29 protein-coding genes are annotated in these 24,561 nt (G+C 36.6%); 13 read left to right on the forward strand and 16 right to left on the reverse strand.

The genetic code is table 11. From position 1 onward, the window contains the following. The first annotated feature begins 429 nt into the window (after nt 1-429). On the forward strand, nt 430-1,116 hold the full coding sequence (locus tag ACSYSF_RS08240) for a 1,4-beta-N-acetylmuramidase (RefSeq protein ID WP_489867546.1): 687 nt from the start codon (nt 430-432) through the stop codon (nt 1,114-1,116). Nucleotides 1,117-1,245: 129 nt separating this feature from the next. Here ACSYSF_RS08240 and ACSYSF_RS08245 read toward each other — a convergent pair whose 3' ends face one another. Together ACSYSF_RS08245 and ACSYSF_RS08250 are read right to left on the reverse strand one after the other, a co-directional pair. Then, nucleotides 1,246-1,410 carry a hypothetical protein gene (locus ACSYSF_RS08245; RefSeq protein ID WP_489867547.1) on the reverse strand — a complete coding sequence of 55 codons (165 nt, stop codon included), beginning with the start codon at nt 1,408-1,410 and terminating at the stop codon, nt 1,246-1,248. A 110-nt stretch (nt 1,411-1,520) separates the two neighbouring features. Further along, the gene (locus ACSYSF_RS08250; protein WP_489867548.1) at nt 1,521-1,985 is read right to left on the reverse strand and encodes a hypothetical protein; all 465 of its coding nucleotides are present in this window, start codon (nt 1,983-1,985) and stop codon (nt 1,521-1,523) included. Between the two features lie 140 nt (nt 1,986-2,125). On the opposite strand from ACSYSF_RS08250, the gene ACSYSF_RS08255 reads away from it, so the two are divergent. Next, nucleotides 2,126-2,392 carry a hypothetical protein gene (locus ACSYSF_RS08255; protein WP_489867549.1) on the forward strand — a complete coding sequence of 89 codons (267 nt, stop codon included), beginning with the start codon at nt 2,126-2,128 and terminating at the stop codon, nt 2,390-2,392. 53 nt (nt 2,393-2,445) lie between these two features. On the opposite strand, the gene ACSYSF_RS08260 is transcribed toward ACSYSF_RS08255, so the two are convergent. The 4 genes from ACSYSF_RS08260 to ACSYSF_RS08275 all read right to left on the reverse strand — a co-directional run bounded on the left by ACSYSF_RS08260 (nt 2,446) and on the right by ACSYSF_RS08275 (nt 6,488). Beyond that, the gene (locus ACSYSF_RS08260; RefSeq protein ID WP_489867550.1) at nt 2,446-2,853 is read right to left on the reverse strand and encodes a hypothetical protein; all 408 of its coding nucleotides are present in this window, start codon (nt 2,851-2,853) and stop codon (nt 2,446-2,448) included. 69 nt (nt 2,854-2,922) lie between these two features. Then, nucleotides 2,923-3,534: a TetR/AcrR family transcriptional regulator gene (locus tag ACSYSF_RS08265; RefSeq protein WP_489867551.1), complete on the reverse strand. Its 612-nt coding sequence runs from the start codon at nt 3,532-3,534 to the stop codon at nt 2,923-2,925. A 219-nt stretch (nt 3,535-3,753) separates the two neighbouring features. Beyond that, complete coding sequence (locus ACSYSF_RS08270; protein ID WP_489867552.1) at nt 3,754-5,097, reverse strand: uracil-xanthine permease family protein; 1,344 nt, start codon at nt 5,095-5,097, stop codon at nt 3,754-3,756. Nucleotides 5,098-5,144: 47 nt separating this feature from the next. Next, on the reverse strand, nt 5,145-6,488 hold the full coding sequence (locus ACSYSF_RS08275; RefSeq protein ID WP_489867553.1) for an amidohydrolase family protein: 1,344 nt from the start codon (nt 6,486-6,488) through the stop codon (nt 5,145-5,147). 214 nt (nt 6,489-6,702) lie between these two features. Here ACSYSF_RS08275 and ACSYSF_RS08280 point away from each other — a divergent pair, with 214 nt between their 5' ends. Then, the gene (locus tag ACSYSF_RS08280; protein WP_489867554.1) at nt 6,703-7,263 is read left to right on the forward strand and encodes a biotin transporter BioY; all 561 of its coding nucleotides are present in this window, start codon (nt 6,703-6,705) and stop codon (nt 7,261-7,263) included. A gap of 13 nt (nt 7,264-7,276) precedes the next feature. Continuing rightward, nucleotides 7,277-8,254 carry a biotin--[acetyl-CoA-carboxylase] ligase gene (locus ACSYSF_RS08285; protein WP_489867555.1) on the forward strand — a complete coding sequence of 326 codons (978 nt, stop codon included), beginning with the start codon at nt 7,277-7,279 and terminating at the stop codon, nt 8,252-8,254. A gap of 315 nt (nt 8,255-8,569) precedes the next feature. Here ACSYSF_RS08285 and ACSYSF_RS08290 read toward each other — a convergent pair whose 3' ends face one another. Next, complete coding sequence (locus ACSYSF_RS08290; RefSeq protein ID WP_489868263.1) at nt 8,570-9,265, reverse strand: N-acetylmannosamine-6-phosphate 2-epimerase; 696 nt, start codon at nt 9,263-9,265, stop codon at nt 8,570-8,572. Between the two features lie 91 nt (nt 9,266-9,356). Next, entirely contained in the window at nt 9,357-10,292 is a 936-nt protein-coding gene (locus tag ACSYSF_RS08295) for a nucleoside hydrolase (protein WP_489867556.1), read from the reverse strand. 189 nt (nt 10,293-10,481) lie between these two features. On the opposite strand from ACSYSF_RS08295, the gene ACSYSF_RS08300 reads away from it, so the two are divergent. Together ACSYSF_RS08300 and ACSYSF_RS08305 are read left to right on the forward strand one after the other, a co-directional pair. Beyond that, nucleotides 10,482-10,937, forward strand: coding sequence for a GNAT family N-acetyltransferase (locus ACSYSF_RS08300; RefSeq protein WP_489867557.1), 456 nt, complete (start codon nt 10,482-10,484; stop codon nt 10,935-10,937). 2 nt (nt 10,938-10,939) lie between these two features. After that, entirely contained in the window at nt 10,940-11,536 is a 597-nt protein-coding gene (locus ACSYSF_RS08305) for a hypothetical protein (RefSeq protein WP_489867558.1), read from the forward strand. A 97-nt stretch (nt 11,537-11,633) separates the two neighbouring features. Here the strand turns inward: ACSYSF_RS08305 and ACSYSF_RS08310 are convergent, their stop codons facing one another. The 4 genes from ACSYSF_RS08310 to ACSYSF_RS08325 all read right to left on the reverse strand — a co-directional run bounded on the left by ACSYSF_RS08310 (nt 11,634) and on the right by ACSYSF_RS08325 (nt 15,276). After that, on the reverse strand, nt 11,634-11,870 hold the full coding sequence (locus ACSYSF_RS08310; protein WP_489867559.1) for a hypothetical protein: 237 nt from the start codon (nt 11,868-11,870) through the stop codon (nt 11,634-11,636). 110 nt (nt 11,871-11,980) lie between these two features. Continuing rightward, on the reverse strand, nt 11,981-12,421 hold the full coding sequence (locus ACSYSF_RS08315) for a MarR family winged helix-turn-helix transcriptional regulator (protein ID WP_489867560.1): 441 nt from the start codon (nt 12,419-12,421) through the stop codon (nt 11,981-11,983). 176 nt (nt 12,422-12,597) lie between these two features. Beyond that, nucleotides 12,598-13,953 (reverse strand): dihydrolipoyl dehydrogenase family protein, encoded by a 1,356-nt coding sequence (locus ACSYSF_RS08320; RefSeq protein ID WP_489867561.1) that lies wholly within the window; start codon nt 13,951-13,953, stop codon nt 12,598-12,600. A 189-nt stretch (nt 13,954-14,142) separates the two neighbouring features. Then, nucleotides 14,143-15,276: a 5-methyltetrahydropteroyltriglutamate--homocysteine S-methyltransferase gene (locus ACSYSF_RS08325; protein ID WP_489867562.1), complete on the reverse strand. Its 1,134-nt coding sequence runs from the start codon at nt 15,274-15,276 to the stop codon at nt 14,143-14,145. Between the two features lie 485 nt (nt 15,277-15,761). Between ACSYSF_RS08325 and ACSYSF_RS08330 the strand changes: the two genes are divergently transcribed. The 5 genes from ACSYSF_RS08330 (at nt 15,762) to ACSYSF_RS08350 (ending at nt 18,526) form a co-directional block, all read left to right on the forward strand. Further along, entirely contained in the window at nt 15,762-16,679 is a 918-nt protein-coding gene (locus tag ACSYSF_RS08330; RefSeq protein WP_489867563.1) for an oxidoreductase, read from the forward strand. Nucleotides 16,680-16,698: 19 nt separating this feature from the next. Then, nucleotides 16,699-17,070 carry a hypothetical protein gene (locus ACSYSF_RS08335; RefSeq protein WP_489867564.1) on the forward strand — a complete coding sequence of 124 codons (372 nt, stop codon included), beginning with the start codon at nt 16,699-16,701 and terminating at the stop codon, nt 17,068-17,070. Nucleotides 17,071-17,082: 12 nt separating this feature from the next. Continuing rightward, the gene (locus ACSYSF_RS08340; protein WP_489867565.1) at nt 17,083-17,304 is read left to right on the forward strand and encodes a substrate-binding domain-containing protein; all 222 of its coding nucleotides are present in this window, start codon (nt 17,083-17,085) and stop codon (nt 17,302-17,304) included. A gap of 14 nt (nt 17,305-17,318) precedes the next feature. After that, on the forward strand, nt 17,319-17,822 hold the full coding sequence (locus ACSYSF_RS08345; RefSeq protein ID WP_489867566.1) for a YbhB/YbcL family Raf kinase inhibitor-like protein: 504 nt from the start codon (nt 17,319-17,321) through the stop codon (nt 17,820-17,822). Between the two features lie 107 nt (nt 17,823-17,929). Next, nucleotides 17,930-18,526, forward strand: coding sequence for a sugar O-acetyltransferase (locus tag ACSYSF_RS08350; RefSeq protein ID WP_489867567.1), 597 nt, complete (start codon nt 17,930-17,932; stop codon nt 18,524-18,526). A 49-nt stretch (nt 18,527-18,575) separates the two neighbouring features. Here ACSYSF_RS08350 and ACSYSF_RS08355 read toward each other — a convergent pair whose 3' ends face one another. The 3 genes from ACSYSF_RS08355 to ACSYSF_RS08365 all read right to left on the reverse strand — a co-directional run bounded on the left by ACSYSF_RS08355 (nt 18,576) and on the right by ACSYSF_RS08365 (nt 20,501). Continuing rightward, on the reverse strand, nt 18,576-19,097 hold the full coding sequence (locus ACSYSF_RS08355; RefSeq protein ID WP_489867568.1) for a flavodoxin: 522 nt from the start codon (nt 19,095-19,097) through the stop codon (nt 18,576-18,578). A gap of 128 nt (nt 19,098-19,225) precedes the next feature. Then, nucleotides 19,226-20,323: an SLC13 family permease gene (locus tag ACSYSF_RS08360; protein ID WP_489867569.1), complete on the reverse strand. Its 1,098-nt coding sequence runs from the start codon at nt 20,321-20,323 to the stop codon at nt 19,226-19,228. Next, entirely contained in the window at nt 20,316-20,501 is a 186-nt protein-coding gene (locus tag ACSYSF_RS08365) for a hypothetical protein (protein WP_489867570.1), read from the reverse strand. The genes ACSYSF_RS08360 and ACSYSF_RS08365 overlap by 8 nt, the downstream gene beginning before the upstream one ends. Before the next feature lie 433 nt (nt 20,502-20,934). On the opposite strand from ACSYSF_RS08365, the gene ACSYSF_RS08370 reads away from it, so the two are divergent. After that, a complete protein-coding gene (locus ACSYSF_RS08370; RefSeq protein ID WP_489867571.1) occupies nt 20,935-22,533 on the forward strand; it encodes an APC family permease in 1,599 nt (532 codons plus the stop codon). A 47-nt stretch (nt 22,534-22,580) separates the two neighbouring features. Here ACSYSF_RS08370 and ACSYSF_RS08375 read toward each other — a convergent pair whose 3' ends face one another. After that, the gene (locus ACSYSF_RS08375) at nt 22,581-23,165 is read right to left on the reverse strand and encodes a TetR/AcrR family transcriptional regulator (RefSeq protein WP_489867572.1); all 585 of its coding nucleotides are present in this window, start codon (nt 23,163-23,165) and stop codon (nt 22,581-22,583) included. Between the two features lie 113 nt (nt 23,166-23,278). On the opposite strand from ACSYSF_RS08375, the gene ACSYSF_RS08380 reads away from it, so the two are divergent. Further along, complete coding sequence (locus tag ACSYSF_RS08380; RefSeq protein WP_489867573.1) at nt 23,279-24,538, forward strand: YhgE/Pip domain-containing protein; 1,260 nt, start codon at nt 23,279-23,281, stop codon at nt 24,536-24,538. Nucleotides 24,539-24,561 lie beyond the last annotated feature (23 nt).

Here is a 24,561-nt window from a genome sequence, read left to right on the forward strand (position 1 = left end):
TACCATCCCTATTTACATTATAGTCAAGCTATAATGCCTCGTTGGCGTCTTAACGGTGCCATCCGTTCAAGATGCGTTAACACCTTGAAAATAATCTGAGTTCATCTTCACGCCACCGTTTCTTGCCTACTTTCACCAACAAGGCTCTCTGTTAAGAACATAATAACGCTACTCTTCTCTTCATCATTCTAATTACTTTTTAATTTACAAAAATTCTAACACTCATAATTTTAATATGCAAGCTGCTACTTACAAAATATAATCCCACTAACACGCTATCGCAAAAATTCTAATAAATCATAATTTCAGATTGATTTATTAGGCTTTATTATGAATTTTAGTAACGAAATAGACACTTTTTTGATACATATTAGTAACATAATATTGAGGCTTGTTGTACACTATGTGTATACAAAGGAGGTACACATAATGAAACGACAACTATTTAGTAAAGCTTCATTGGTATCTGCCTTAGTAGGTGGTGCTGTTCTTAGTGGACTAGCTATCACAACAACACCTGTTTCTGCAGATACGACTGCATCATCTCAGACAACAAGTACTCAGCAGGATACTCGAACAGGTTATGTCTATTCGCCAAATATTTCAACCGCTAATGGTGGTTATAATTGGTTAGAAAATGGACAACCTTATACCGGTGTCCGCTACTATGCCGGTTCCTATTACTGGTTTGAAAACGGTGTTCGCCAGAACAATCAGTGGGAGCATGCATATGGCTTAACCTATTACGTTGATAATAATGGACGTGCTGTTCAAGGCTATCAATGGATTAGTGGTCAAGCCTACGATTTCGGATCAAACAATACCTATTACTTACGTAACTCAGTCCCTAACGGTTACTTAAACATTGAAGGTGTCGGTCATCGTTGGATTGAAAACGGTAAATTATATACCGGTTTCCGTAACCACGACAACGGCTTTTACTACTACGAAGGTGGTATCTTACAGACCAACCGTTGGATATCAGCCTATGGTAAAACTTACTACGTAGAAAATGACGGCCGCGCTGTCCAAGGTTACCATTATATCGACGGTCATATGTATTACTTCAGTAAGGATAATACGTATTATCTAAGGTATCAGTTACCTGACGAATAAAATTTAACAACTCAAAATATGTCAGACAAATAGCATGACATCAAGTGTTCAATCCGTTGTTCTCATCTGTGCGTTGACATTATAAAACCGGGACACCTCAATTATGGTAGTCCCGGTTCTTTTGGTTACTTATTTATTTGCAGCTGCCTTCATCATTTCCCAGTATTCAATTGCTAAGTGCCATTGATGACCACTTGTAATTTCCTTAGGTGCATTAGGTGGCAACAATACTGCTAATTTCATATCAATACCATTCTCAATTGGCTTATATTGATGGTATGGAATATTATGCATTTCAGTACCATCCACAAAATTGGTGATCCAGCTGAAACTATTGGATAATCTGGATCACGCTCAATTTGAGTTTGAATATCATTATCTACTTTAACAATCATATCTGTTGGTTAACCATACATACCGAAGGTTTCCATACCTTCTAAACCATCTGGACATGGACTAATGAAAAAGTGTTCTGGGTTCATAATCGCTGAAGATTTAGCAGATTCTTCAACTAGCTTTTCAGGATTGCTTGTTGAATCATTCATCATAGCTGGATTAATACCTGTCACAATCATATCTGTATGACATTCTTGCATTTTATCACTAACTTTTAGTGGTTCTTTATAAATCTCCTTCATCTCAGAGACACTATATTGATTACGTGTATCAATATTTAACTGCAAAGCTTTTTCTAATGACAATGCATCAATATCTTGCTGTGTTAAAGCATAGCCATTGTCCGCAACATTAGCACCTAATGATTTCATTTCATGTAACACATGCTTAGCACGTTCATATTCAATTGCTTGTAACTGATCATAATAAACTTGGTGTCCATTTATAAAACATTTAATTTCAAAATCATTCATTTCTGTATCTCCGATTATCTATCCGAGAGTTATCTTGCTTGACTACAATGCTAGAATAAAGCAAAAATTCACGAGTAACAATATGCATTTTTGTGCAAATAGTATATTATTGAACCAATAGTTCATTAAGAAGAAATTTCATGTCAAATAAAACTGATCTTCATGTCATTAAAACCCAACGAGAAATTAAAAAGGTTATCGTCCAAGAGTATAAGCTAATCATTCAAAATAGTTCTACACTCAATATAGAAAATCCATCAAGTATTGTGCACCTTTTAGCAGCTATCACTTTAGAATATTTCAATGAATACATTGAGCATATTCAACAACCCAATCCCAAAGCAATTAGTGACCAACTAGCCGAACTTACGAAAACTATAGATTATCTATACTTAAATAAAATTTAATACAAAAAAGGTTCGTAAACTAAATGAAGTTTACGAACCCTTTTTCATATATTTTACTTATGTGTCAACAATTTGTGGTCTGCGAATTCTAAATACGTACCATCTACTAATTCCCACACATTATGAGTTGGATTTGATCCTGGTACCATCAAAGCATACGTTTTCTTATATCCTTCTTCTTTCAAACCAGGGTGCTTTTCCTCATTATATAAATCTTCATGACTCTTTTGGTAATCTTCTTCAGTATCGTACTCATCAATAAAGATCCATTCTTCTTCATCAGTACCTTCAATTTTGCGACAGAAGTTTCTCGTCTTTGAATAATAAATTGCTTCAGGATGGTTAGCTTGCCATGCCAAACCATTTTCATCATCCAAATTAGGCCCATGTACTGCTATTTCAAGGAACTTGTCATGATCTTTTTGCTTAATGCGCCATGTTGCTGTTTCTATAATTGCCATTGTTAATCTCCTTTATTTCCGTAGGTATTCGATTAATATATTTTCAATTTGAGTAGTTTCAATCTATCATCAATTCTTAGGTGAAAGACCCTTAACCAAAAATTCGCTAGCTTCATCACTAATTTGTTCAACATTGTCTGGAGTTTTTCCAGTTAAAATCATTGGGATGACATAGCCAGATAATGTACCCACAATATATTTAGCAATCCGGTCAAAATCCCACGATACCAATTCACCCTTATTTTCAAAATATTTAAAAGTCTGCTTTAATTCTGTATTAGAAAAAATCAAAAACTCATTTTGTATGCCTTGTTGAATACTAGGATTAACTAAAATTTCTCTAGCAATAATGCGTAATTGTGGCAAATTATTAATGAAAAATTGCAAACGTTCCCTAATCATTTGGTACAAAAACCCTTTCAAAGTACCTGCATTGCCATCGTAAGGTTCATCAGAAATCTCATTAGCTATTTGGGGAATCACTTGTGATATGACTGGTTTAATAATTGCATGCAACAAGGCATCCTTAGTCTTAAACTTTTTATAAACTGTCCCCTCGGCAACCTCTGCCATACTTGCAATATCGCTCGTGTTAGTATTTTCGAATCCTTTAGTAGAAAATAGAACCAAACTAGCTTTTAAAATTGATTTTTGTTTTTCAGAAATATTTAAATCATTCAAACTTTCTGAAAATAACGATAATATCGTATCTTTGATTTTTCCAGCCTCTTTTCTAAGATTTTTTCTAAAATGATACTACTCAAATCGAAAAGTGAGCCATCACTCACTAGATACATAATAACATGAATAAGCTTCTAGTCAAACATTTAATTTTTACCTTATTAATAAAAAAGACTAGAACTATTATGTTCCAGTCTCTAATTATAAAAATAGTTATGCCTATTCAGTTGCAGTTGACGTACTTATTTCTTCCTTATTCAAAATTAAGTTCAAAATAACAGCAACAATAGCAGCTACCGTAATAGGTGAGCCAAGTAAGTATTGGATCATTTGTGGTGCATCATTCAAAACCTTGTCTGGCAAGAATACCAAGGCCAATGTCATCACAATTGGTACCCCGATAATGTAACCCTTATTACCAGTCATGTTTAAATCACCGATAACATTCAAACCACTCAACATAATAATGACAACAATCACTGCGAAGACACCACCGATAACAGCTGATGGAATAGCTGCTAGCAATGCTGACAACTTACCAAAGAATCCTAATATAATAAACCAGATACCTGCAGCAACAAACACACGGCGACTTGCAACACCAGTAATAGACACAACACCAGCATTGGTTGAATAACCGGTCATTGGCGTACTACCAAGTAATGCTGAAACTAAACAACTTAGACCTTCACCGATAATTCCGTTATTCCATTGCTTCTTGCTGATATCCTCTTTGGTAACAGCGCTCATCGCAAACCATGTACCAGTCGTTTCAGTCGTCAAAACCATGAAGATAATAATAAAGGTAATGATGGCTGAAAAATCAAAACTAATGCCATAATGCAATGCTGTAAATTTAGGGAAGCTGAACCAATCAGCACTCATAACACTTGACCAATCCATCAATCCCATAATGTTTGCGGCAATAGTTCCAACTGCTAGTGCAATAACAATCGATCCAATTTTAAAAATTTTCCGTAGCTTTGGCACGTGCGTTCCAATCGTAATCGAAACCAATAAAGCAACCATCGTAATGACTGCCAATTCGATATTGTCATAGATATTACCACTTGCTTCAAAAATATTGTCATTCAATGCTGAAGGTATCAAAGATAACCCAACACAAGTGATAATTGTTCCCCCGACTATTGAAGGAACCAACGTATTCACGATTTTCTGATAAAAACCGGTAAACCCTAACAAAATCAATAGAATTGAAGCAACAATCGTTGAACCAATAACGGTAGCCATACCACCATTTGCGGCACCATTTGCCATAAAGACACCAACAATTGCCCCAATTGGCACATATGATGGTCCTTGCGACATCGGAATCTTCATAAACAATGAAGTTTGTAATATCGTTCCAATTCCACAAGCTAAGAAAGCAACTTGTAAAAAACCACTCGTTTGAGCAGCACTCAATGACAACAATCCTGCAATAATTAGCGGTGGCACATACACATCCATTGCTAAGACGTGCTGCAATCCCAAAAGGCCTGCTTCTGCCATTGGCACTTTATCGTTAGCACCAATTAATAACCCGCTTTTCTCTTCAGCCATGAACTCTCTTCTCCCTTTTAGTTCATCTATGTTTCACGTGAAACATTTTACTTAACAAAAACACCCTGCGTCATCACATGGTCAATCTCTGATGCTGTTGTTTGATACATCAATTTTTCAAACGTAGCTTCAGCTTCTTGGTGACCAAAAGTCGGATACTTTGTATGCACAACTTGTAAATCTGCCGCATAGCCTTCTTTTACTTGTCCCGTCGTCAAATTAAGACTACGTGCACCACCAACTGTTGCCATATAAAAGGCGTTCTTAGCAGTAATAGCAGCATCCCCAACACCACGATCTTCAGGTGCTAATTGACTATCAACACCCTCATCAAGCATCCGCGCTGACATAATTGATTGGCGAATATTTTGATAAACACTAGGATCAAAGCCACCAGAAATATCAGTACCCATGCCGACTTTAACGTCTTTATCTAAAATTTTCTTAGCAGGCATCACAGCATTGCCAAAGTACACATTCGAAATTGGACAATGCGCAATGCCTACGCCATAATCTTTAAAACGATCTAAATCTTCATCATTTAGCATCGTGCCATGTGCCATCACTGACTTATTTGTTAGTAAACCAAATGAATCAAGTACATCGGCATCACGTTTACCGTGTGTTTCTAGTGCGTAACCATTTTCCCAATCACTTTCACTACAATGTGATTGAATTGGCAAATCATATTTAGCAGCTAATTTTCCTAATCCTACCAACACTTCATCTGTACAAGAAGGCAAGAAACGCGGTGTGATTACTGGTGTTACCGGAATTGATTGGTCTTTATTTAATTTTTCAACTTCGTGAATGAAAGCTTCTGTCTCAGCCAATGCTGTTTCAGCGGACTCATCACGATAATACTCAGGTGTTTGTTCTGGATTATCCATCACAACCTTGCCGACGAAGCCGCGTTGATGATGATTTAAACAAGCCTTAGCTAATTCAACATTTCCCGTATTATCTACTGAGCCAAAGTACAAAGCGGTTGTTGTCCCATTTGCTAATAGCGTATCAACCAAATTGTCATAAACTAAATGCGCATAATCAGCATCTTTGAATTTTGCTTCCAATGGGAAAGTATATTGGTCAAGCCATTCATACAATGGTCGATCTAATGCTAGACCAGCATTCGGCCACTGTGGTGCATGTACGTGTAAATCAATAAATCCTGGTAAGATTGCTTGATCTTCGGATAATTCAACTAAATTTCCTGCTTCCGTTGCATCGTGAATAATGTTTTCATAAGTATCATTATCTTCTGATACAATTTTTACAATTTTTCCTGTTTCATCAATACATATCAAACTATCATGCTGATAAGTTACTTGATTTTTATCAACGGCAGTATAATAACTACCCTTTAACACCGTTTTATAGATAATAGTCACCCCAAAAATTTATAATAATTTTTCAATAATCAAAATTATAACAAACATTATCCGACTTTTCACTAATAATGAGCATCAACAGCTAACTTTTTATAATATTAAAACATATAATGTTCGTGTTATTCGATTAATAGTAACCCTTGTGTTGATTTACAGGTTACTAACTCCTATAATAAGGCTGTGTTAAATTTTAAGAATTGGATGTTAAAACACTATGACAAATCAACGCACGAAACGCTTAACGTTAGCCGCTATGATGACAGCAACACTTATTGTTCTAGGACTATTCCCTGGTATTCCCTTGGGTTTTATTCCCGTACCCATTGTTCTACAAAATCTTGGTATTTTCCTAACGATTGAATTATTAGGAACCAAAGACAGTTTTCTAGCAATTGGTCTATTTCTACTATTAGCACTCGTTGGCATCCCCGTATTATCTGGTGGTCGCGGTGGTTTTGCTGTATTTCTTGGTCCAACTGGTGGGTACTTATTAGGTTGGTTGCTTGTACCTTTCGTATTAGGACCAATTTTAAAAATATTAAACCAACACCACCAACTTTCATGGTGGCTAGAGCTAACCACTATCATTATCGCTGGTGTCCTATTTGTTGATATCATTGGTTCAATTTGGTTAGTTATGCAATCACATATGGCATTAACAACTGCGTTACTTTCTAACCTAGTATTCCTACCAGGTGATATGATTAAAGCAGCCTTATCAGTTTTCTTAGCAAGACGATTAAGAAAACTTCCAATGTTACAAGACATAATTTAAAAAGGAGTCCATTGTGTCAACAACAAAGCAAAAAGTATTATTTGAATTACTCGATCATAAAGGTACATGGTTATCTGGCGATGATTTAGCCACAGATTTAAACATTAGTCGTGAAAGTATTTGGAAAGCAATTAATGCCCTAAAAAAGAAGGGTCACACGATTGAAAGCCGCAAAAATGTTGGTTATCAATATATTGCGAGCCCCTTTTTAGACCAGGATATCGTTCGTTATTATATTGATGAGGATACCATTGATGCTATGTTTATTGAACAAACGGTCACTTCCACTCAACATCTAGCCAAACAATATTTAACAACTCATCAGATCCATCAACCGGTTTTCTTTGCAGCTGAATCACAATCTGAAGGTTATGGTCGTCGGGGACGTGCCTTCTATTCACCTGCCACAAGTGGGCTTTATTTCACAATTGTGTTACCCAATACGACTGACATGTGGCATGAAGTTGGCCTATTGACCACAAATATGGCTGTTATTATCGCTCAAACATTGGAAGCATTCTTTCCCAACGAAAAAATTGATCTAAAGTGGGTCAACGACCTCTTCATTAATAACAAAAAGGTCGGTGGCATCATTACCGAAGCGAATATTGAACTTGAATCTAACGATATCTCTGCTTTCATTATGGGTGTCGGTTTGAATTTAACCACCCAAGATTTTCCAGATAATTTATCTGAAACCGCTCAAGGTATTAATAGTACCGCAACTATTGATCGTAATTTACTACTAGCCACTCTCATCAAAAATATTGTGAACACATACTATCACGGTGATTTGCCAAGTTTGCTGGCAGAATATCGGCGTCGTTCCAATGTTATTGGTAAACAAGTGACGTTAAAGCTTGGTAGTAAAACAATTACCGGTATTGCCAAACAAATTGCAAACGACGGTGGTCTAATCATTGAAGATGAAAATGGCTTAACGAAGTCATTTACCAGTGGTGAAGTTATTAAAACGAATATTCAAATGTAAACAAAAGCGGTTGGGACATAAAAATGTTCCAACCGCTTTTGTTCTCGCTCTTCTTAAACGCGTTCTCAAAAGCTGAACCTTCAATATAACGTCACTGGCCCCAATCATGTCCTGCGCGTTGCTCCGGCCATAATTGGTCCCAACAACGTTATACGCCAGGTTCAAACCACTTTTGTTCTCGCTCTTCTCTAAACGCGTTCTCAAAGACTGGATTCTCAATGTAACGGATTTGCCCGCTTCACGGCCTGACGACCGCAAAACGTCCAAACTCCGTTACACTCCGAATCCAAAACGTCTTTGTTCTCGCTCTTCTTGTTAATCTTCTTTCATTTGGCGAATAAAACGTTCTGTAATCTCTTTAGGACGAGTAATTGCGCCACCAACCACGACACCAGCAACGCCCATGTCTTGAATTTTCTTTGCTTCTGCTGGCGTATGAATCTTACCTTCTGCGATAACGTCAATCCCTTCATCAACTAATCTCTTAATAAATTCATAGTTTGGTCCATCAATGACTTCACTATCATTTGTATAACCAGCTAAAGTTGTCCCCACAAAATCAACTCCGGCCTTCCAAGCATTTTGACCATCTGCAAACGTCGCCGTATCAGCCATTAATAATTGATCAGGATATTTAGCACGAATTTGACTAATGAATTCGCTAATTGTTAAACCATCATGACGAGGTCGCAATGTTGCGTCAAATGCAATCACGTCTGGCTTTACAACCATTAATTCGTTAACTTCACGCATGGTTGCTGTAATATAGGGTTCTTCGGGTGCATAATCGCGTTTTATGATACCAATAACAGGCAAATCCACACGCGCTTTAATTTCTTGAATATCACGCACCGAATTGGCTCTAATTCCAACCGCACCACCTTGCTGTGCAGCTAACGCTAATAGAGGCATGACACCGCCTTGTTCAGTATATAATGGCTCTCCTGGCAAGGCTTGGCATGAAACGATGAGTCCCCCAGCGATTTTTTTCATAAACGTTTGTTTGTCCATCATTAATCCCCCATTTATATGTTCATGATAAACATTTTAACACGAAAAAAGAGGCTAGAACGTCATCGTTCTAACCTCATTACTTACTTAATTAATCAGCTAATTTAGCTAACTCATCAATTTTGTCATAGAATGCATCCGCATCAACACTTGTCACAAAGGTAATTTCACGACCTTCATCTGTTTGATATGTGCGACCTTCTGATGCACCAGTTGTAATAACATCTGTCTTAACTTGAGTTGATTCAACCAATTCTGGGTATCGACTTGCAAGGGTCGTCAATACATCCCATAAGTAATAAATTGAATTAGCTTCAAATGAATGTACTAGAGAATAACCTTGTCCAATCAAGTCTAAAGCACGGTGTTGACGTTGTGTAGCCCAACGCGTACGTAGTTCTGTCGTCAATGGCACTTGATCCGTACTATCCAAACCAACCATGACAATCTTAATATCTGAATCCCAAACACGCTTAACTGCTTCAGCATCCCAGTATGCATTCCATTCCATCGTGTCATCAGCACCTGGTGCTGCAACATTACCTTTACTATTCAAAGCGCCACCCATCCAGTGCAAACTTTCAATATTTTCAGTAATACTTGGATCAACTTCAAGTGCGCGTGCCAAATCTGATAGCGGTCCCGTCATAACAACCGTGACCTTTTCTGATGAAGCCTTGATTTTATCAATCATGTCTAAATGCCCTGGTTTTTCAGCAACTGGCGTCTTGGGAGCACCATGCTCATTTAACATTGGGAAATCATCAAATGAAAATGAGCTCAAACGCCATGCATCAGGAAATTGATGGGCTGCGCGTGAATTTGACTTAGCAATGTCAGCTGGTTTACGACCTTCAGTACCAAATTCATCAACAATCTTACGTGATGCTGAAACAGAGGGCTCAACATAACCATCAGCATCGGTAACACCAACACCCAACAAGTTAACATCTGGCATTTGTAGCAACAACAATAATGAAACTAAATCATCAACATTCCCGTCATGATTGAAATATACATTCTTCATCAAAAAGCTCCCCACTCATTTCTAGTTATTTTGCTTAAAGATTACGGAAATTATCAACAATCGTCAAGTCAAATTTTTAGAAAGTTCATTTTATTTTAATTAACCACAAAATATTTCATGCGAATATGTTAAGATTGGAAATTGGGAGTTATCTAGCTGGAATTCGATGACTCAAAGGAGAATGTTATCATGCAACAACCAGAATTAATTATTAAACACACCAATGAACTAACACCATCCGAATTGCTAACTATTATGCAAGAACGGACAAAGGTTTTTGTCGTTGAACAAGCATGTGCTTATCAAGAAGTTGATCAAGATGATTTCGATGCCTATCATGTTTATTTAAAATTAAATAACGACTTGATTGCATATACCCGGATTATTGCTGATGACAATCCTGATTACATTCGATTTGGCCGTGTATTAGTACCAATAGCTTACCGTAAGAATAACTATGGTCGCCAAATTGTAACTGATACTATTGCTGAAATCCAGCACCGTTATCCAAATAAGAATATTAAAATCGGTGCGCAAAATTATCTACGTCAATTCTATGAATCATTTGGATTTACGGCTGTTTCCGATGTTTATTTAGAAGATGACATCCCCCATATTGATATGATTTTAAATGGAGGTCATTAGTCGTGCAGTACTTAGTTATATTTGGAGCACTTTGCTCAGCTTTCTTTGGATCATTTTATTTAATTCAAACCATTCAAGGAAAAGTTCAACCAAATAAAGTAACCTGGCTACTTTGGGCTATCTCGCCCCTAATTTCAGTTGTTGCAACAATTAGCGATACCGGCTTAAATTGGGCTATCTTACCTGTTTTTATGGCTGGTTTTATGCCCTTACTCGTATTTATTGCATCAATGTTTAACCGCTCAGCTTATTGGAAACTAACACCACTTGATTACTTATGTGGTGTCGTTGCAATATTTGCGTTAATCATCTGGTACGTCACCAGCAATCCAATCCTAGCTATTATCTTTTCAATTATTAGTGATGCAATTGCAGCCGTACCAACGTTACGTAAATCTTGGTTTTATCCGAATTCAGAAGCGCCCATTTACTATATGGGTGGTATCATTTCATCAACCAGCGGTATCATTGCTGCGACAACACACTGGTCTTTCAGTAATGTAGCCTTTACAATCTATCTGTTATTGTTAGACGCTTCTTTGGTGGCAATTATCCTACATCGTCGCCAAACACTAGCTAACAATCATATGACAGCTTAGCGTAATATTTAATTTAATAAATAAAAAATGACATGTCATGCCAAGTAATTAACTGGGCATCGCATGTCATTTTTACATTTAATATTAAATTTTTTTATTATGAAATAGGATCATAAGCAGCATCACTTGAGCCATCACTACCAGATGGTAATGTGAAATCACCACCACCTGGTTCAACTGAAGTTCCACCATAGCCAGGTGCAGAAAGTGCAGTGCTTGGTGTTTCAGCTGCCTCTACCTGATTAGTCTGCAAGATTGCAGGAACTGTCGACACAATACCTGCTGTTGCTCCGATTAATAATAGGTTACGAACGCTTTTAATTGCTTTTTCCATTATTATTCCTCCTCAACATGTCTCTTAACTACCAACGTTGATTACTACTATATACCCTTACTATTAGTAAGTCAAATTTCTGTTTTGGAAGTTTTTGAATAACTAGCTATTTAGACTAACTTCAATAGCGTCTCAATCAATTTTTGATTATTCGCTAACATATTTTCATATTCTTCAACTTTAACATCACCAGAATCTTTAACACATTCAGCTAAGCGTTCCTCAACCAACGGTTTTAATGCTTCACCTTTTTCCGTCAAATTCACCACTAATTGACGTTTATCTGCCGCTGGACGAACTCGCGTTAACCAGCCATTTTCTTCTAACCGTTTCAACAAGGGTGTCAAAGTATTACTTGCTAAATGAAGTCTTTGTCCTAACTCACGCAAATTAAGTGGATTTTCTTCCCAAAGCGCTAACAAAACTAAATATTGCGGATAAGTTAAATGAAACTCATCCAACGCTTTTTGATAGAATTTTGCAAAAAGACGATTAGCATTATAGATTGAGAAGCATAGTTGGTTCGCTAAGTCGATCTCATGTTCTGCCATAGTTAACCGCCTCCTTTCATGAATATAATCTCGTCACTCAGAATTTAAGCGTACACGACTTTTCATTTAATATACCATGAAACAACCAGCATTCAAATTATGAATAACTTGTTCATACAAAAAGAGTCTGCGGTGTAAACGCCACAGACTCCAAACCATCTTTACTCACGTTCTACTTATCCCATAGCGCCATTAGGATTTAACATCGACAAAGCAGAATATGTCACGTCTGGAAAACCAAAAATCATTTGTTCCAAATCAGCATTAGTTAGTCCTTTATCAACGACAAAGGTCAAAATATTAATCAATGAAGCAGCCTGACTACCATAAATCACAGCACCAACAACCTTGGCTGTTTCCTTTTCAAAAATGATTGTCATTTCAGCGTCGTCATCATGCTTAGAATCAAAGCTCTTACCATATGGCATTGGTTTAACATCATATTTATCAGCTTGTGCTTGCGCCTGTTCTGGTGTCACCCCGATTTGAGCAATACGTGGTAAAGTATAGGCGATAAATGGCACAACAGGATAATCAATTGGTTGATCATCTTTTCCTAAGATTTGACTAGCAATATAGTTTGATTCAAATGTTGCTGTTGGTGTTAACTTAGGAATTTGCTTATCGATAACATCCCCACTAGCATAAACGTTCTTCAAACTAGTGCGTAGATGATCATCAACAGAAACACCACCCTTAGTATAGGCAATGCCAACTTCATCCAAACCTAATCCTTGCGTATTAGCTTGGCGACCAGTTGCACCAAAAACATAATCTGTAACAAGCTGCAAACCTGATTCTGTTGTAACCGTATAACCATCAGCTGTTTTTTGTACGCCATTGACTGCTTCGTTAAAGTGGAAATTAACACCTTCAGCTTCAAGCTTAGCAACTAATTTATTAACATATTTTTGATCATATTGGGCCAAAGCACGATCAGAAAATTCTACGACTTCAATTTTGGCACCTGTTTTAACTACCATTGATGCAAATTCTAATGAAATCAAACCAGCACCGATGAAGACAATTGATTCGGGCAAATGTGGAATAGATAAGAAATCTTTGCTGTCATGAATATATTCTTTTCCGTCTACAGGCAAAACAGAATCGTGAGCACCTGTTGCCAAAACAATGTTAGTAGCTGTAATTTGCTTGTCACCCGTATCAACAGTATGGGCATCAGTCAACTTACCATGACCCTCATACACATCAATCCCCATCTTGGGGAAAGTTTGGGCCATTGTGTCAGGAATGCGATCAATCCAAGCATGTTTATACGCCATCAAATCTTCCCAGTTTAACTTTGGTGCCGTATCAAGACCAAATCCTTGATAGTTTTGACTATCTTGAATGACTTCAAAAGGTCCGTCCAAAAGTAACTTTGCATCACAACCATAATTAGGGCAAGTACCACCTAATTTATCTTCTTCAACAAAAGCGACTTTCTTTCCAGCTTGTAGTAACTTAAATGCACTATGAAAAGCCGCATGTCCACTACCTATAAATACAACATCGTAATCAAAATCAGCCATAAAATCCTCCTTTGAAATAACAAGGTTAACAATTTAAAAACGTGTTTAGTTCCTAAATTATCTTAATCAATCGTACACGATTGATTATAACACTTATGTTTTATTTGTATAATTTTTTGCGGTTAAAAAATTACATAAAAAACCGATCACAATCCTGTTGGACCATGGTCGGGTAGTGAAATTTATTTATTATTCGTCCCAAACTTCTTGGGCAGTTTCGACAACCAAACGAATCTTATCCCATTCTTGTTGCTCAGTTAACTTGTTTCCTTCTTCAGTTGAAGCAAAACCACACTGAGTACTTAATGACAAGTTCTCCAATGGTACAAATTCTGAAGCTTCCTTAATACGCTCTACTAGAGTTTCTTTAGACTCTAGTTCAGGTTTCTTACTTGTTACCAAGCCAAGTACAACCTGCTTACCAGCTGGTACTTCAGCCAATGGTGCAAAATCACCAGAACGATCATCGTCAAATTCTAGATAGAAAGCATCGACCTTTTCTTGAGCTAATAAGTGGCTGGCAACAGGTGCATAACCACCTTTAGCTGCCCAAGTTGAGTGATAGTTACCACGGCAAACGTGAGTGCTGATACGCAAATCTTCTGGCAAATCAGTAATTGCAGCATTGTTTAACTTCAAATAAATATCTTGCAAATCATTTAAATCAAAATCACCATTTGTCATATCCGACCAAAAGTCATGATCAACAACCATTCCCCAGGTACAATCATCAATTTTTACATCACGGCAACCTTCATCGTACAAAGCTAAAATCAAATCATGGTATGCCTGACCAATGTCAGCAATCAAATCTTCCTGATTATCATAATATTTATTCACGGCTGCGACATTTTCTTCACCACGTACTAATTCTGCATAGAATTGAGCAGGCGCTGGAATACTCTGGCGTGGAGTAACGTCATCTTCATCAGCTACTAAGTCACGCAAAAACTTGAATGCTTTCACATCATGGTGTTCAGGATCAAAGGCAATTTTACCAACTACTTGTGCAGAATCAGCTCGTGTCTCTTCATCATGGAATAAATAACCATGTTCTGGGACAGTATGCTTTATTCCAGAAAAGCCCCAAAATGTATCTAAATGCCAATAACTACGGCGGAATTCACCATCAGTTACAACCTTTAAACCAGCATCAATTTCTTTAGCGACCAAATCACGAATTGCTTCATCTTCAACTGCCGTCAACTGTTCATGACTAATTTTATTTGCTGCATAATCTTCACGTGCTTGCTTTAGTTCACTTGGTCGTAGGAAACTTCCCACAATATCATAATGTAATTTTGTTGCTGTTTGACTAACCATTGCCATTTCTCCTTTTCTATACAAAAAACGTCCCTAGAAAACAACTCTCGTTATCTTCTAGGGACGTGTCATTAACAATACAATTTACACGCGGTACCACCCACTTTTAGCACTATCTTTACAGACAGTACTCTCATCAGGTACACAATCCTTGCTATACCTTTCCACGTTAACGGGCAGAACCGCGACCGACTCATTTTCCAACTTGCCGTCCGTTTGCACTCCAAGACCATCTTCACCACGATTCACTTGTCATTTCACAGCTACCATGACTCTCTGTAAAGCTCTTATCATTGATTACTCATCTTTTCTTAGCAAATACTTATTAAGTTGTCATTAATACTAATCTATACGCTTAAAATTGTCAACAATTAAATGAAAATACCCCATTTTTTGCCCATTTGTGTAAGCGATTACCAATGCGCAATCGCCTAATATATATTAAAATTACTATAGTGAAATTAAACACAATATGGAGGTTTATCATGAAAATAGCAATTGCCGGTAGCGGTGCAATGGGAAGTCGTTTTGGCTACATGCTCCAACAATCAGGTAATGATGTTACCTTATTGGATTTATGGCCTGAACACATTAACAAGATTAATAAGAACGGGCTTGCCGTTGAAACAAATGGCAAGAAAAACTTTGTCAAAATAAAGGCTGCCTTCCCTGAGGATGTCTACGATAACTTTGATCTTATTTTACTATTCACTAAAGCAATGCAATTAAAGGATATGCTCCAGAGAATCTCACATTTGTTAAGTGATGATACCGCTATCCTATGCTTATCAAATGGTATCGGTAACATGGAAACCATCGAACAAGTAGCACCTAACCTAGATTTATTAGTCGGCACAACATTATGGACTAGTGAACTAGTTGGGCCAGGTTCTGTCGTATTAAATGGTTCAGGTTATATTGAATTACAAGCTGTTAAAAATGTTTCACATGAAACATTTGATCAAATCATTGAAACGCTAAATCAGGCTGGTTTAAATGCTCGTCAAAGTGACAATGTTTTGCTTTCTATTTGGAAAAAAGCTTGTTTAAACAGTGCCATAAATACGTTATGCACGATTCTAGATTGTAAAGTTATGGATATCGGTAACAGTGAACACGCTAATAATATTGTTAAAGAAATTGTTAGTGAATTCACAGTCGTGGCAGCAGCAAAAGATATTCCATTAACTAATGAACTAGCCTTAGATACAATTAATGCTTCATTAGCCCCTGATCAAGCTGGTGATCATTATCCATCAATGCACCAAGATATTGCTTCTGGTCGCCCAACCGAAATTGATTATTTGAATGGCGCTATTGCTCGCATGGGGGAAGAATTTAATATCCCTACGCCAGTAAATACACTGTTAACTAAATTAATCCATGCTAAGGAAGAAATGTAAACACAAGGAGTGATAGATATTGATAAAACATAAAATTATCTTTTCAACTGTCATTGTATTTATCATTGTTTTGGGTGTATTTTTTACTCTAATTTTCAGTTTTGACCATCGTGTCGTTTCTAGTGCAGAAAAAACACTGAATACTGAATTAGAACACAAAGATTATGCGACACTCAAAAAACAATCTAGTAACCAACGTACTTTTAATGTTCTAAAATCACAAAAGGAAATCAAAATTCATTCAGATACTGATAATCAGGGATCAGGCAATCTTGCATATTATCCAGTAAAAATTAATAATATAGGTTATTTTGGACTATCAGCGAAATTCAATAATATCGCATTTCCAAATCCTAAAATAAAAGAAATTGTTTGGTATCAGAAGGATTAATAGAAGCTAATATTGGCTATACCGCATAAAAATTTAAAGCCTAGATCTAACGTCATCGGCTTTGATGGTATTTATGTCCGTCAATTAGCTGAACAGCCACTAACGACTGTTCAACAACCTCTTCAAAAGATTGCTCAACATATGGTACAACTATTATTAGACGAATTGTCTGGTAAAACAGTACAATCAGTCTATATTGTGCCCAAACTATTAATTGGAAAAACGATTAAATAAACGGAGGTTCGATTATGAAAATTAACGTTACTTTAGATGAAAATCAAATGCTTCCTGACAAGTATGGCAAGTTTGCTGATGATAAGTACCGTCTTGATGGTAAACCTGTTGTGAATTTTCCCGTTCAAGTCAGTGAAGTTCCTGCCGGTACAGAATCATTAGCTGTCACTTTCGTTGACTATGACTCTGTCCCCGTTGCTGGTTTTGTGTGGATTCACTGGTTAGCTGCTAATCTACCAGTTAGTGATATTCCAGAAGATTTAGTTCATTCAGACGTGCAATATGTACCAGGTACCAATTCAACTTACTCAGAATATCGTTTAGATAATCCTGATTTAACACAAAGTTATGTTGGACCAACCCCACCTGATAAAACACACGATTATACTCTTCGTGTGTATGCGTTAGATACCGAATTAGATTTAGATAAAGGTTACTTCTTGAATGACTTCCGTCGTGCGATCAATGGCCATGTTATTGAAACAGCTTCAGTAGATTTGCCTGCACGTAGTCACTAATGTTTCACATGGAACAATTTAATTTTTAACAATAAAGACTGAGGCGTCAGCATGCGTTTCAGTCTTTATTTATGGTACGCTAATAGTTATCAAGGGGGATGACGATTATGAACTTAGACGAAAAATTTGCCTATATGGCAACTGGAAAAACTTATAACGACTTAGACCCATTACTTGTTCGAGCACGCAAACAATCAACACTTTTAACGAATGAAATTAACGCTGAAACTGACCCTGCTAAAAAAGAGCAATTAATTCGCAACCTATTTGGTAGCGCTGGTGTTGAACCTGACCTTAATCCTAATTTCCGCTGTGAATTCGGCCGCAACATTCACGTTGGTGATCATTTCTATGCTAACTATGATTCTGTGATTCTTGACGGTGCTCGTGTTACCATTGGTGACCGTGTTTTATTCGGCCCAAAAGTCGGCCTATATACAAGTAATCACTCATTCGATGCCCGTGAACGTGAAATTGGTGGCTGCATTTGTAAGCCAATCACGATTGGAAACCGCTGCTGGCTAGCAGCCAATGTTACCGTGCTACCCGGTGTTACTATTGGTGACGATGTAATTATCGGTGCTGGTAGTGTCGTAACCCATGACATTCCAAGTAATGTTATTGCAGTTGGTAATCCTTGCCATGTACTACGTGAAATCACTGAAGATGATAAAACTGGCTTTGCAGGCCAAGACTTTGTCTAAATAAACAGTAAAAAGGTAGGAATGCTTAAATTCCTACCTTTTTCATACATTATTTAATTTTTGCTAACCATGTATCAACGTCTTCTGCAACAGCATTTTTGCGATCACCTTTAATGGTCAATAGTGTACCACCGCTAGCTTCCTCACCACCTTGAATAGAAAAGCCTTCAAGTACACGTGCAGGTGCGACACCTGAAATAATCTGATCAAATGTTGAACCTTCTCCATGACCACCATTTGAATTAAATGGTACAACTGTCTTACCTGTAAAATCATATTGATTAATAAACGATACAATTGCTTGTGGCAAGGCCATATTCCAAGTTGGTGTCCCAATGAAAATATGATCATAAGTTTCAAAATCAGGAATATCATTCTTTAATTCAGGTAATGTATGATCTTTTTGTTCTTGCTTATTTTGTGCAAATTGTTGATCAAAATCAGTTGGCTGACTTTCTACAGTCTCTAACTGTACAAGCTCACCACCCACCTTTTCCTGAATAAGTTCAGCAATTGCTTTTGTGTTCCCCGTACGTGAATAATAAACAATTAATGTCTTAGCTGCAGTCATTTTATAACCCCCTATATGTTATAAATTTTACTTACTCCTACATCAATAATTTTACTATAATACAAACCCATTATCACAAAAAAAGAATCCAACGATTAAAATCATTGGATTCCAAATATTTTTAAATTTTAAAGACCATACAACACTAATAGTACAGCTGCCATAACGAAGTTCAAGACCATGAATAACTTTAAGAAAGTTGCTGATGAATCTGGTTCAATTTGCCGGTAAACACGATAACCAATTAAGTTCGCCATTGAAGCAATCATTGTTCCTAATCCACCAATGTTGGTACCTAAGAATAATTCATGCGCATGATTCGTAAATGTTGAAATCAAAATGGTTGCTGGTACGTTTGAGATAAATTGACTCAAAGCAAAACTACCAAACAATACATGAGATGGTGTATCAAACAACGAACTAATTAAATCTTGTACGATATGTATGTTTGCAAGATTGTTAGTTGCAACAAAGAAGAAGAAGAACGTTGTCAACAAACCATAATCGACCATTTTATAAATTTTATGATTATAAATGAAAAATACAACCAACATAATTGGCACCACAATGTTAAATGGTAACCAACCGAAAATGGTTACAATTAAAATCAATCCTGTGATGACTAAGAATGTTAATGAACGTTTTTCAACTTTTTCAGCAGGTGCCAAATCAATTGATAGCGGGGTTGCTTTAATAAATCTCGTAATAATAAACATTAAAAGCAACGATACGATTGTTAGTGACGTTGACCACTGAAAGAATTCGCTAACGCTCACACCATAATGCCCAAATAAGAACAAGTTCTGCGACTTTCCAAATGGGAACAAGATGGCTCCCGAATTAGCAGCCATAATAATAAGCGTTGACCCAATAATTTTTAATTGCTTGGATAATTCCGATGCCAGTCGTAAGTAAATTGGCATCAACGTTAAGATGGCAATATCATTTGAGAGTAGCATTGCACCAAAGAATGAAAGGAATGTCACACTCGTCATTAATGCGCGTGCATGATGACTACGGCTAACCAGCCAAACCGAAACTGCGTGCAAAACACCTGCATTTTCTAACAAGCTAACCCAAATCATCATGGTCATTAAACTAAATATAGTATGCCAATTGACTGCACCAAAGTCTGGTGTCACAAAAAAAGACGATATTACTGCCAATAGCATACTGACAGTAAACATAACGTCACTTTTGAGGTACTTAAAGATCCGGTTAATCATGCATTCTCTTCTCTTCCTCAATTGCTTTACCTTTGGCATTAGCTAATCGAATAATTTCATATGATTTTGCTGCCATTAGCGATGTCATCCCCGCTGATAAGGTCATGACTGGTGCTAATAAAACAGCAAGTTTTCCAGTTGTTATTGTTATATTTTGATGATGCTTTTTAAAAATCATGACTGTTCTCCTTAAAACTGATCCTAAAAAATAAAAAGACACAAGTATATTATCGAAAAATACATCATAATTCGCAATAGATTTCTTGTAACATAACTTCTATATCAATTCGTTACGTTTTCGTAAAAATCTAAGTCTACAATACTATAAGTTGACGAAGGTTCGCTATATATCGAACTTTACCAATCATAAATTTCACATTTGTTAATAAATAACTTGTAACAATCTTTACAATAAATTTATGATTTATTTATGTCTCATCATTATATACACACAGTTGTGACATAAATTTTACAAGCGCTTTCAACATATAATTATTCATTTTATATGTTTTAATTATTCAATATGTTGAGTAAATAAATATCATTATTCTCTAATTTGGTATTATTTCATAAATTTGTTACAATAATGGCTATTACCTGAAGGAGGTATTATGAAGTCAAATAAAACAAAAAAGATTGGCTTATTTCAACTTGTCATGCTGACCCTTGGATCATTAATTGGTTCAGGATGGTTATTTGGATCATGGGAGGCTACCCGCGTCGCAGGTCCAGCAGCAATTATTTCTTGGGTGATTGGTGGTGTCGTTATCGCATCAATTGCCTACAACTATATTGAATTAGGAACAATGTTTCCCGAAGCTGGTGGTATGAGTCGCTATGCACAGTACTCACACGGACCTCTACTAGGTTTTATTTCTTCTTGGTCTAACTGGGTATCGCTAATTGCTTTAATTCCGATTGAAGCAGTTGCCGCCGTTCAATATATGAGTTCATGGCCGTGGTCATGGGCCAATTGGACTGGCCAATTCTTCAGTAATGGTGAAATTACCACACCTGGACTATTCTTAGTCTTTGGTTTCATGTTGGTATTTACCCTTATCAATTTCTGGTCAGTTACCTTATTAACAAAGTTCACTAATTTTATTTCTATTTTCAAAATAGGTATTCCGGCCATTACGGTTATCATGTTGACACTTTCAAGTTTTCACCCTGGTAACTACGGTCATTCAATGCATGAGTTCATGCCTTATGGTTCTGCTCCGATCTTTTCAGCAACTGCAACGGCTGGTATTATTTTCTCATTTAATGCCTTCCAAACAGTTATTAATATGGGAAGCGAAATCAAAAACACGAAAAAGAACATCAGTCGTGGAATTTTCTTATCATTACTAATCAGTGGTGTTATTTACGTACTAATCCAAAGCGCCTTTATTACCGCCATTGATCCTAGTACATTAGCAAAACATGGTTGGAATGGTATTAACTTCAGTTCACCATTTGCTGATTTAGCAATTCTATTGGGGATTCATTGGTTATCTGTCTTGCTATACTTAGATGCCTTTATTTCACCCGTTGGTACTGGTGTATCGTTTGCTGCTTCATCCGGTCGTGTGCTATACGCTATGGAAAGCAACAAGCACATGCCAAAATACTTAGGTAAATTAAGTGGTAAATTCCAAATGCCACACGCAGCGATGATTACTAACTTTGTTATTAGTATGATAATGGTTTCGGTATTCCGTTCATGGTCAACACTCGCAACCGTTATCTGTGCATCGACTTTGATTGCGTACTTAACAGGTCCAGTAACAGCAGTTGCCTTTAGACGTTTAGGGGCAGACTTCAAGCGTCCCGTTAAATTACGTTTCTTATCAATTATGGCACCCATAGCTTTCGTATTAGCTTCACTAGCGATTTATTGGTCAATGTGGCCAACGACCGTGGAAGTTATTATTGTTATCATGCTGGGATTACCAATTTATTTCTATTATGAATATAAAGCAAAGCACAATGATACCTTTAAAGCTCTTAAATCAGCGCTATGGTTAATTGTTTATCTTGTCTTTATTTCAATCATTTCATTTGCTGGTAGTCATGAATTTAACGGAATTGGTTGGATTCATTATCCATGGGATTTCGTCGTTATTATTGTCGTCTCATTAATCTTTTATTACTGGGGTGTCAAAAGTGCGAAAGTCTTCCCTGATTTATATCAAGCAAAACAGTTAAACGATACAGTTAAAGAATAGGTTATAAAAAAGCAACTACTTCAAAACGACATGAAGTAGTTGCTTTTTTAAATTAATTTACTTATCCCTTGTGTCACAAAAGTATCAATAAAAGTTTCAATATCCTGTTGTGTAAAACGATTATCACTGCTCCACAAGCTAATTAATCCCAAAATTGCTGAGCTGACATAATTTGCTAATAACTCTTGCTGTTTGTCAGAATGCCGTCCGGTATTATTGCTAAATTTAGCAACTGTCGCCATCCCCTCATCCAACAAAAAATCCTTAAACTTCAGGTAAAAATGGTTATCACCTAAACGATTTAATAAGGTATCAATCATCTCTAAATTATCAGAAATTGTATCTAACAACGGTGTAATAATCGTTGGTACCAGTTGAATTTCATTTACTGAATTAACTTGTTTTAACAGTTGTTCGTGTTCAATATAGAATTTACTCAAAATGCTTTCTTCGCAGTCTTCAATTAAAGCTTCTTTATTTTCAAAGTAACGATAAAATGAGCCTCGATCAATTTGGGCTTTTTTGGTAATATCAGAAACTCTGACTTCTGTTGCCGGCATTTCTTGTAAAATTTCAATAAATGCACGCACAATCTTCTGCTTTGTATGCGCTGTCCGATCAATTTGTTTCAAAATAATCTCCTCTATACAACACATTATTCATATCTGTTGTACTCTTTTGTTTGCTTACATACTATAATACAACATGTTGTTGTATAAATTATAGGATAAGGGAGTAAATATTTATGTGGAAAGTCATTTCTAGTAAAATGTTTTGGCTTTATGCAGTTGCCGTTTTTGCAGTATTAGCAATTTTTTCATTTGCACAAATCGGCGCTCGTAATTCAGTAGAGCTAAAGCAATTACCAATTGCTGTTGTCAACAACTCTGGCGACAAGCAAAGTAAAGCAATTATTGATAAACTTGAAGACAAGTTTGATGATGATGACGCCCAACTTAAGTTGATCAACGTCAAAAATAACAATAAACTACAAAATGGTTTGGATGATAAGAAGTACTACGGTGCTTTGGTCATTGATAAAAACTTTGATAAGAACTTGGCAGGTCAACAAAATTACCTTAAAGGTTTGGTTATCCAAGCTAAGACAAAGGACTTACCAAAGGAAGCAATCGCTGGTAATCCACAGTTAAAAGCTCAAACTGAGGCTGCTGCTGGACTAACTAAGGAATTGCCATATCAAGCTAATGTTAAAATCATTACTAATCAAGGTATGAATGCAACTGCATCTTCTGCTGTTACAGCTGCTTTGCCTAAAATGATTGATGGTCTAAGCTCAGGTGTTTCACAAAAGCTACAAGGTGCCTTGTCAGAAAACAAAGTTACTTTGTCACCTGAACAATGGCAAACAATTAACCAACCAATTACCTCTACAACCAAGGTTATGAACAAGATTCCTAATAAGAGTGTTAGTGGTATGGCACCATTGTTGATGATTGTTCTTAGTTGGATGGGTGCCTTAATTGGTGCAATCCTACTATGGCGTGAACATAAAAAACATGCTGATCAAAGTAATGGCCGTTTCACTGCTGGCCTAGTTACCAGCCAAGTCGTAACAGGTGTTGTGCTATCAGCTATTGTCAGCTTAACGATTTACTTCTTTGCTCACACATGCTTCGATGTTCCGGTTCCAGATGCTGGTAGTTTCTTACTAACAGTTGGCTTTGGCGTCTTCATTTTCTATCTAATTCAAACATTTATTTTAGATTGGCTAGGCTTTGCCGGTGCACCAATTGTTGTTATTATCATGTTGCTATCAATGGGTGTGCTAACATATCCAAAGGAAATGCTAACACCATTATTCGCAAATGGTATCTACAGCTGGACACCACTACGCTTCCCATTAGATATGATTACGAATAATCTATATATCTCTGGTACACCAGCTTCAAATATGACTGATATTATCGTCTTGTCATGCATTGGTGTTGGTTCAATAATTTTTATGTATCTATCAATGTTAAAGAAGCCTAAGGCTAAAAAATAAAATATAACGACAAAAAGGAAAGT

This window comes from Weissella sp. ESL1139 (genome assembly GCF_058506735.1).

What these genes read in the sequence shown, in the direction of transcription:
- ACSYSF_RS08240 (WP_489867546.1), top strand. Translation starts at nt 430, where the DNA reads ATGAAACGACAACTATTTAGTAAAGCTTCATTGGTATCTGCCTTAGTA.
- ACSYSF_RS08245 (WP_489867547.1), bottom strand. Translation starts at nt 1,410, where the DNA reads ATGCATAATATTCCATACCATCAATATAAGCCAATTGAGAATGGTATT.
- ACSYSF_RS08250 (WP_489867548.1), bottom strand. Translation starts at nt 1,985, where the DNA reads ATGAATGATTTTGAAATTAAATGTTTTATAAATGGACACCAAGTTTAT.
- ACSYSF_RS08255 (WP_489867549.1), top strand. Translation starts at nt 2,126, where the DNA reads ATGTCAAATAAAACTGATCTTCATGTCATTAAAACCCAACGAGAAATT.
- ACSYSF_RS08260 (WP_489867550.1), bottom strand. Translation starts at nt 2,853, where the DNA reads ATGGCAATTATAGAAACAGCAACATGGCGCATTAAGCAAAAAGATCAT.
- ACSYSF_RS08270 (WP_489867552.1), bottom strand. Translation starts at nt 5,097, where the DNA reads ATGGCTGAAGAGAAAAGCGGGTTATTAATTGGTGCTAACGATAAAGTG.
- ACSYSF_RS08280 (WP_489867554.1), top strand. Translation starts at nt 6,703, where the DNA reads ATGACAAATCAACGCACGAAACGCTTAACGTTAGCCGCTATGATGACA.
- ACSYSF_RS08290 (WP_489868263.1), bottom strand. Translation starts at nt 9,265, where the DNA reads ATGGACAAACAAACGTTTATGAAAAAAATCGCTGGGGGACTCATCGTT.
- ACSYSF_RS08295 (WP_489867556.1), bottom strand. Translation starts at nt 10,292, where the DNA reads ATGAAGAATGTATATTTCAATCATGACGGGAATGTTGATGATTTAGTT.
- ACSYSF_RS08300 (WP_489867557.1), top strand. Translation starts at nt 10,482, where the DNA reads ATGCAACAACCAGAATTAATTATTAAACACACCAATGAACTAACACCA.
- ACSYSF_RS08310 (WP_489867559.1), bottom strand. Translation starts at nt 11,870, where the DNA reads ATGGAAAAAGCAATTAAAAGCGTTCGTAACCTATTATTAATCGGAGCA.
- ACSYSF_RS08315 (WP_489867560.1), bottom strand. Translation starts at nt 12,421, where the DNA reads ATGGCAGAACATGAGATCGACTTAGCGAACCAACTATGCTTCTCAATC.
- ACSYSF_RS08320 (WP_489867561.1), bottom strand. Translation starts at nt 13,953, where the DNA reads ATGGCTGATTTTGATTACGATGTTGTATTTATAGGTAGTGGACATGCG.
- ACSYSF_RS08325 (WP_489867562.1), bottom strand. Translation starts at nt 15,276, where the DNA reads ATGGTTAGTCAAACAGCAACAAAATTACATTATGATATTGTGGGAAGT.
- ACSYSF_RS08330 (WP_489867563.1), top strand. Translation starts at nt 15,762, where the DNA reads ATGAAAATAGCAATTGCCGGTAGCGGTGCAATGGGAAGTCGTTTTGGC.
- ACSYSF_RS08345 (WP_489867566.1), top strand. Translation starts at nt 17,319, where the DNA reads ATGAAAATTAACGTTACTTTAGATGAAAATCAAATGCTTCCTGACAAG.
- ACSYSF_RS08350 (WP_489867567.1), top strand. Translation starts at nt 17,930, where the DNA reads ATGAACTTAGACGAAAAATTTGCCTATATGGCAACTGGAAAAACTTAT.
- ACSYSF_RS08355 (WP_489867568.1), bottom strand. Translation starts at nt 19,097, where the DNA reads ATGACTGCAGCTAAGACATTAATTGTTTATTATTCACGTACGGGGAAC.
- ACSYSF_RS08360 (WP_489867569.1), bottom strand. Translation starts at nt 20,323, where the DNA reads ATGATTAACCGGATCTTTAAGTACCTCAAAAGTGACGTTATGTTTACT.
- ACSYSF_RS08365 (WP_489867570.1), bottom strand. Translation starts at nt 20,501, where the DNA reads ATGATTTTTAAAAAGCATCATCAAAATATAACAATAACAACTGGAAAA.
- ACSYSF_RS08370 (WP_489867571.1), top strand. Translation starts at nt 20,935, where the DNA reads ATGAAGTCAAATAAAACAAAAAAGATTGGCTTATTTCAACTTGTCATG.
- ACSYSF_RS08380 (WP_489867573.1), top strand. Translation starts at nt 23,279, where the DNA reads ATGTGGAAAGTCATTTCTAGTAAAATGTTTTGGCTTTATGCAGTTGCC.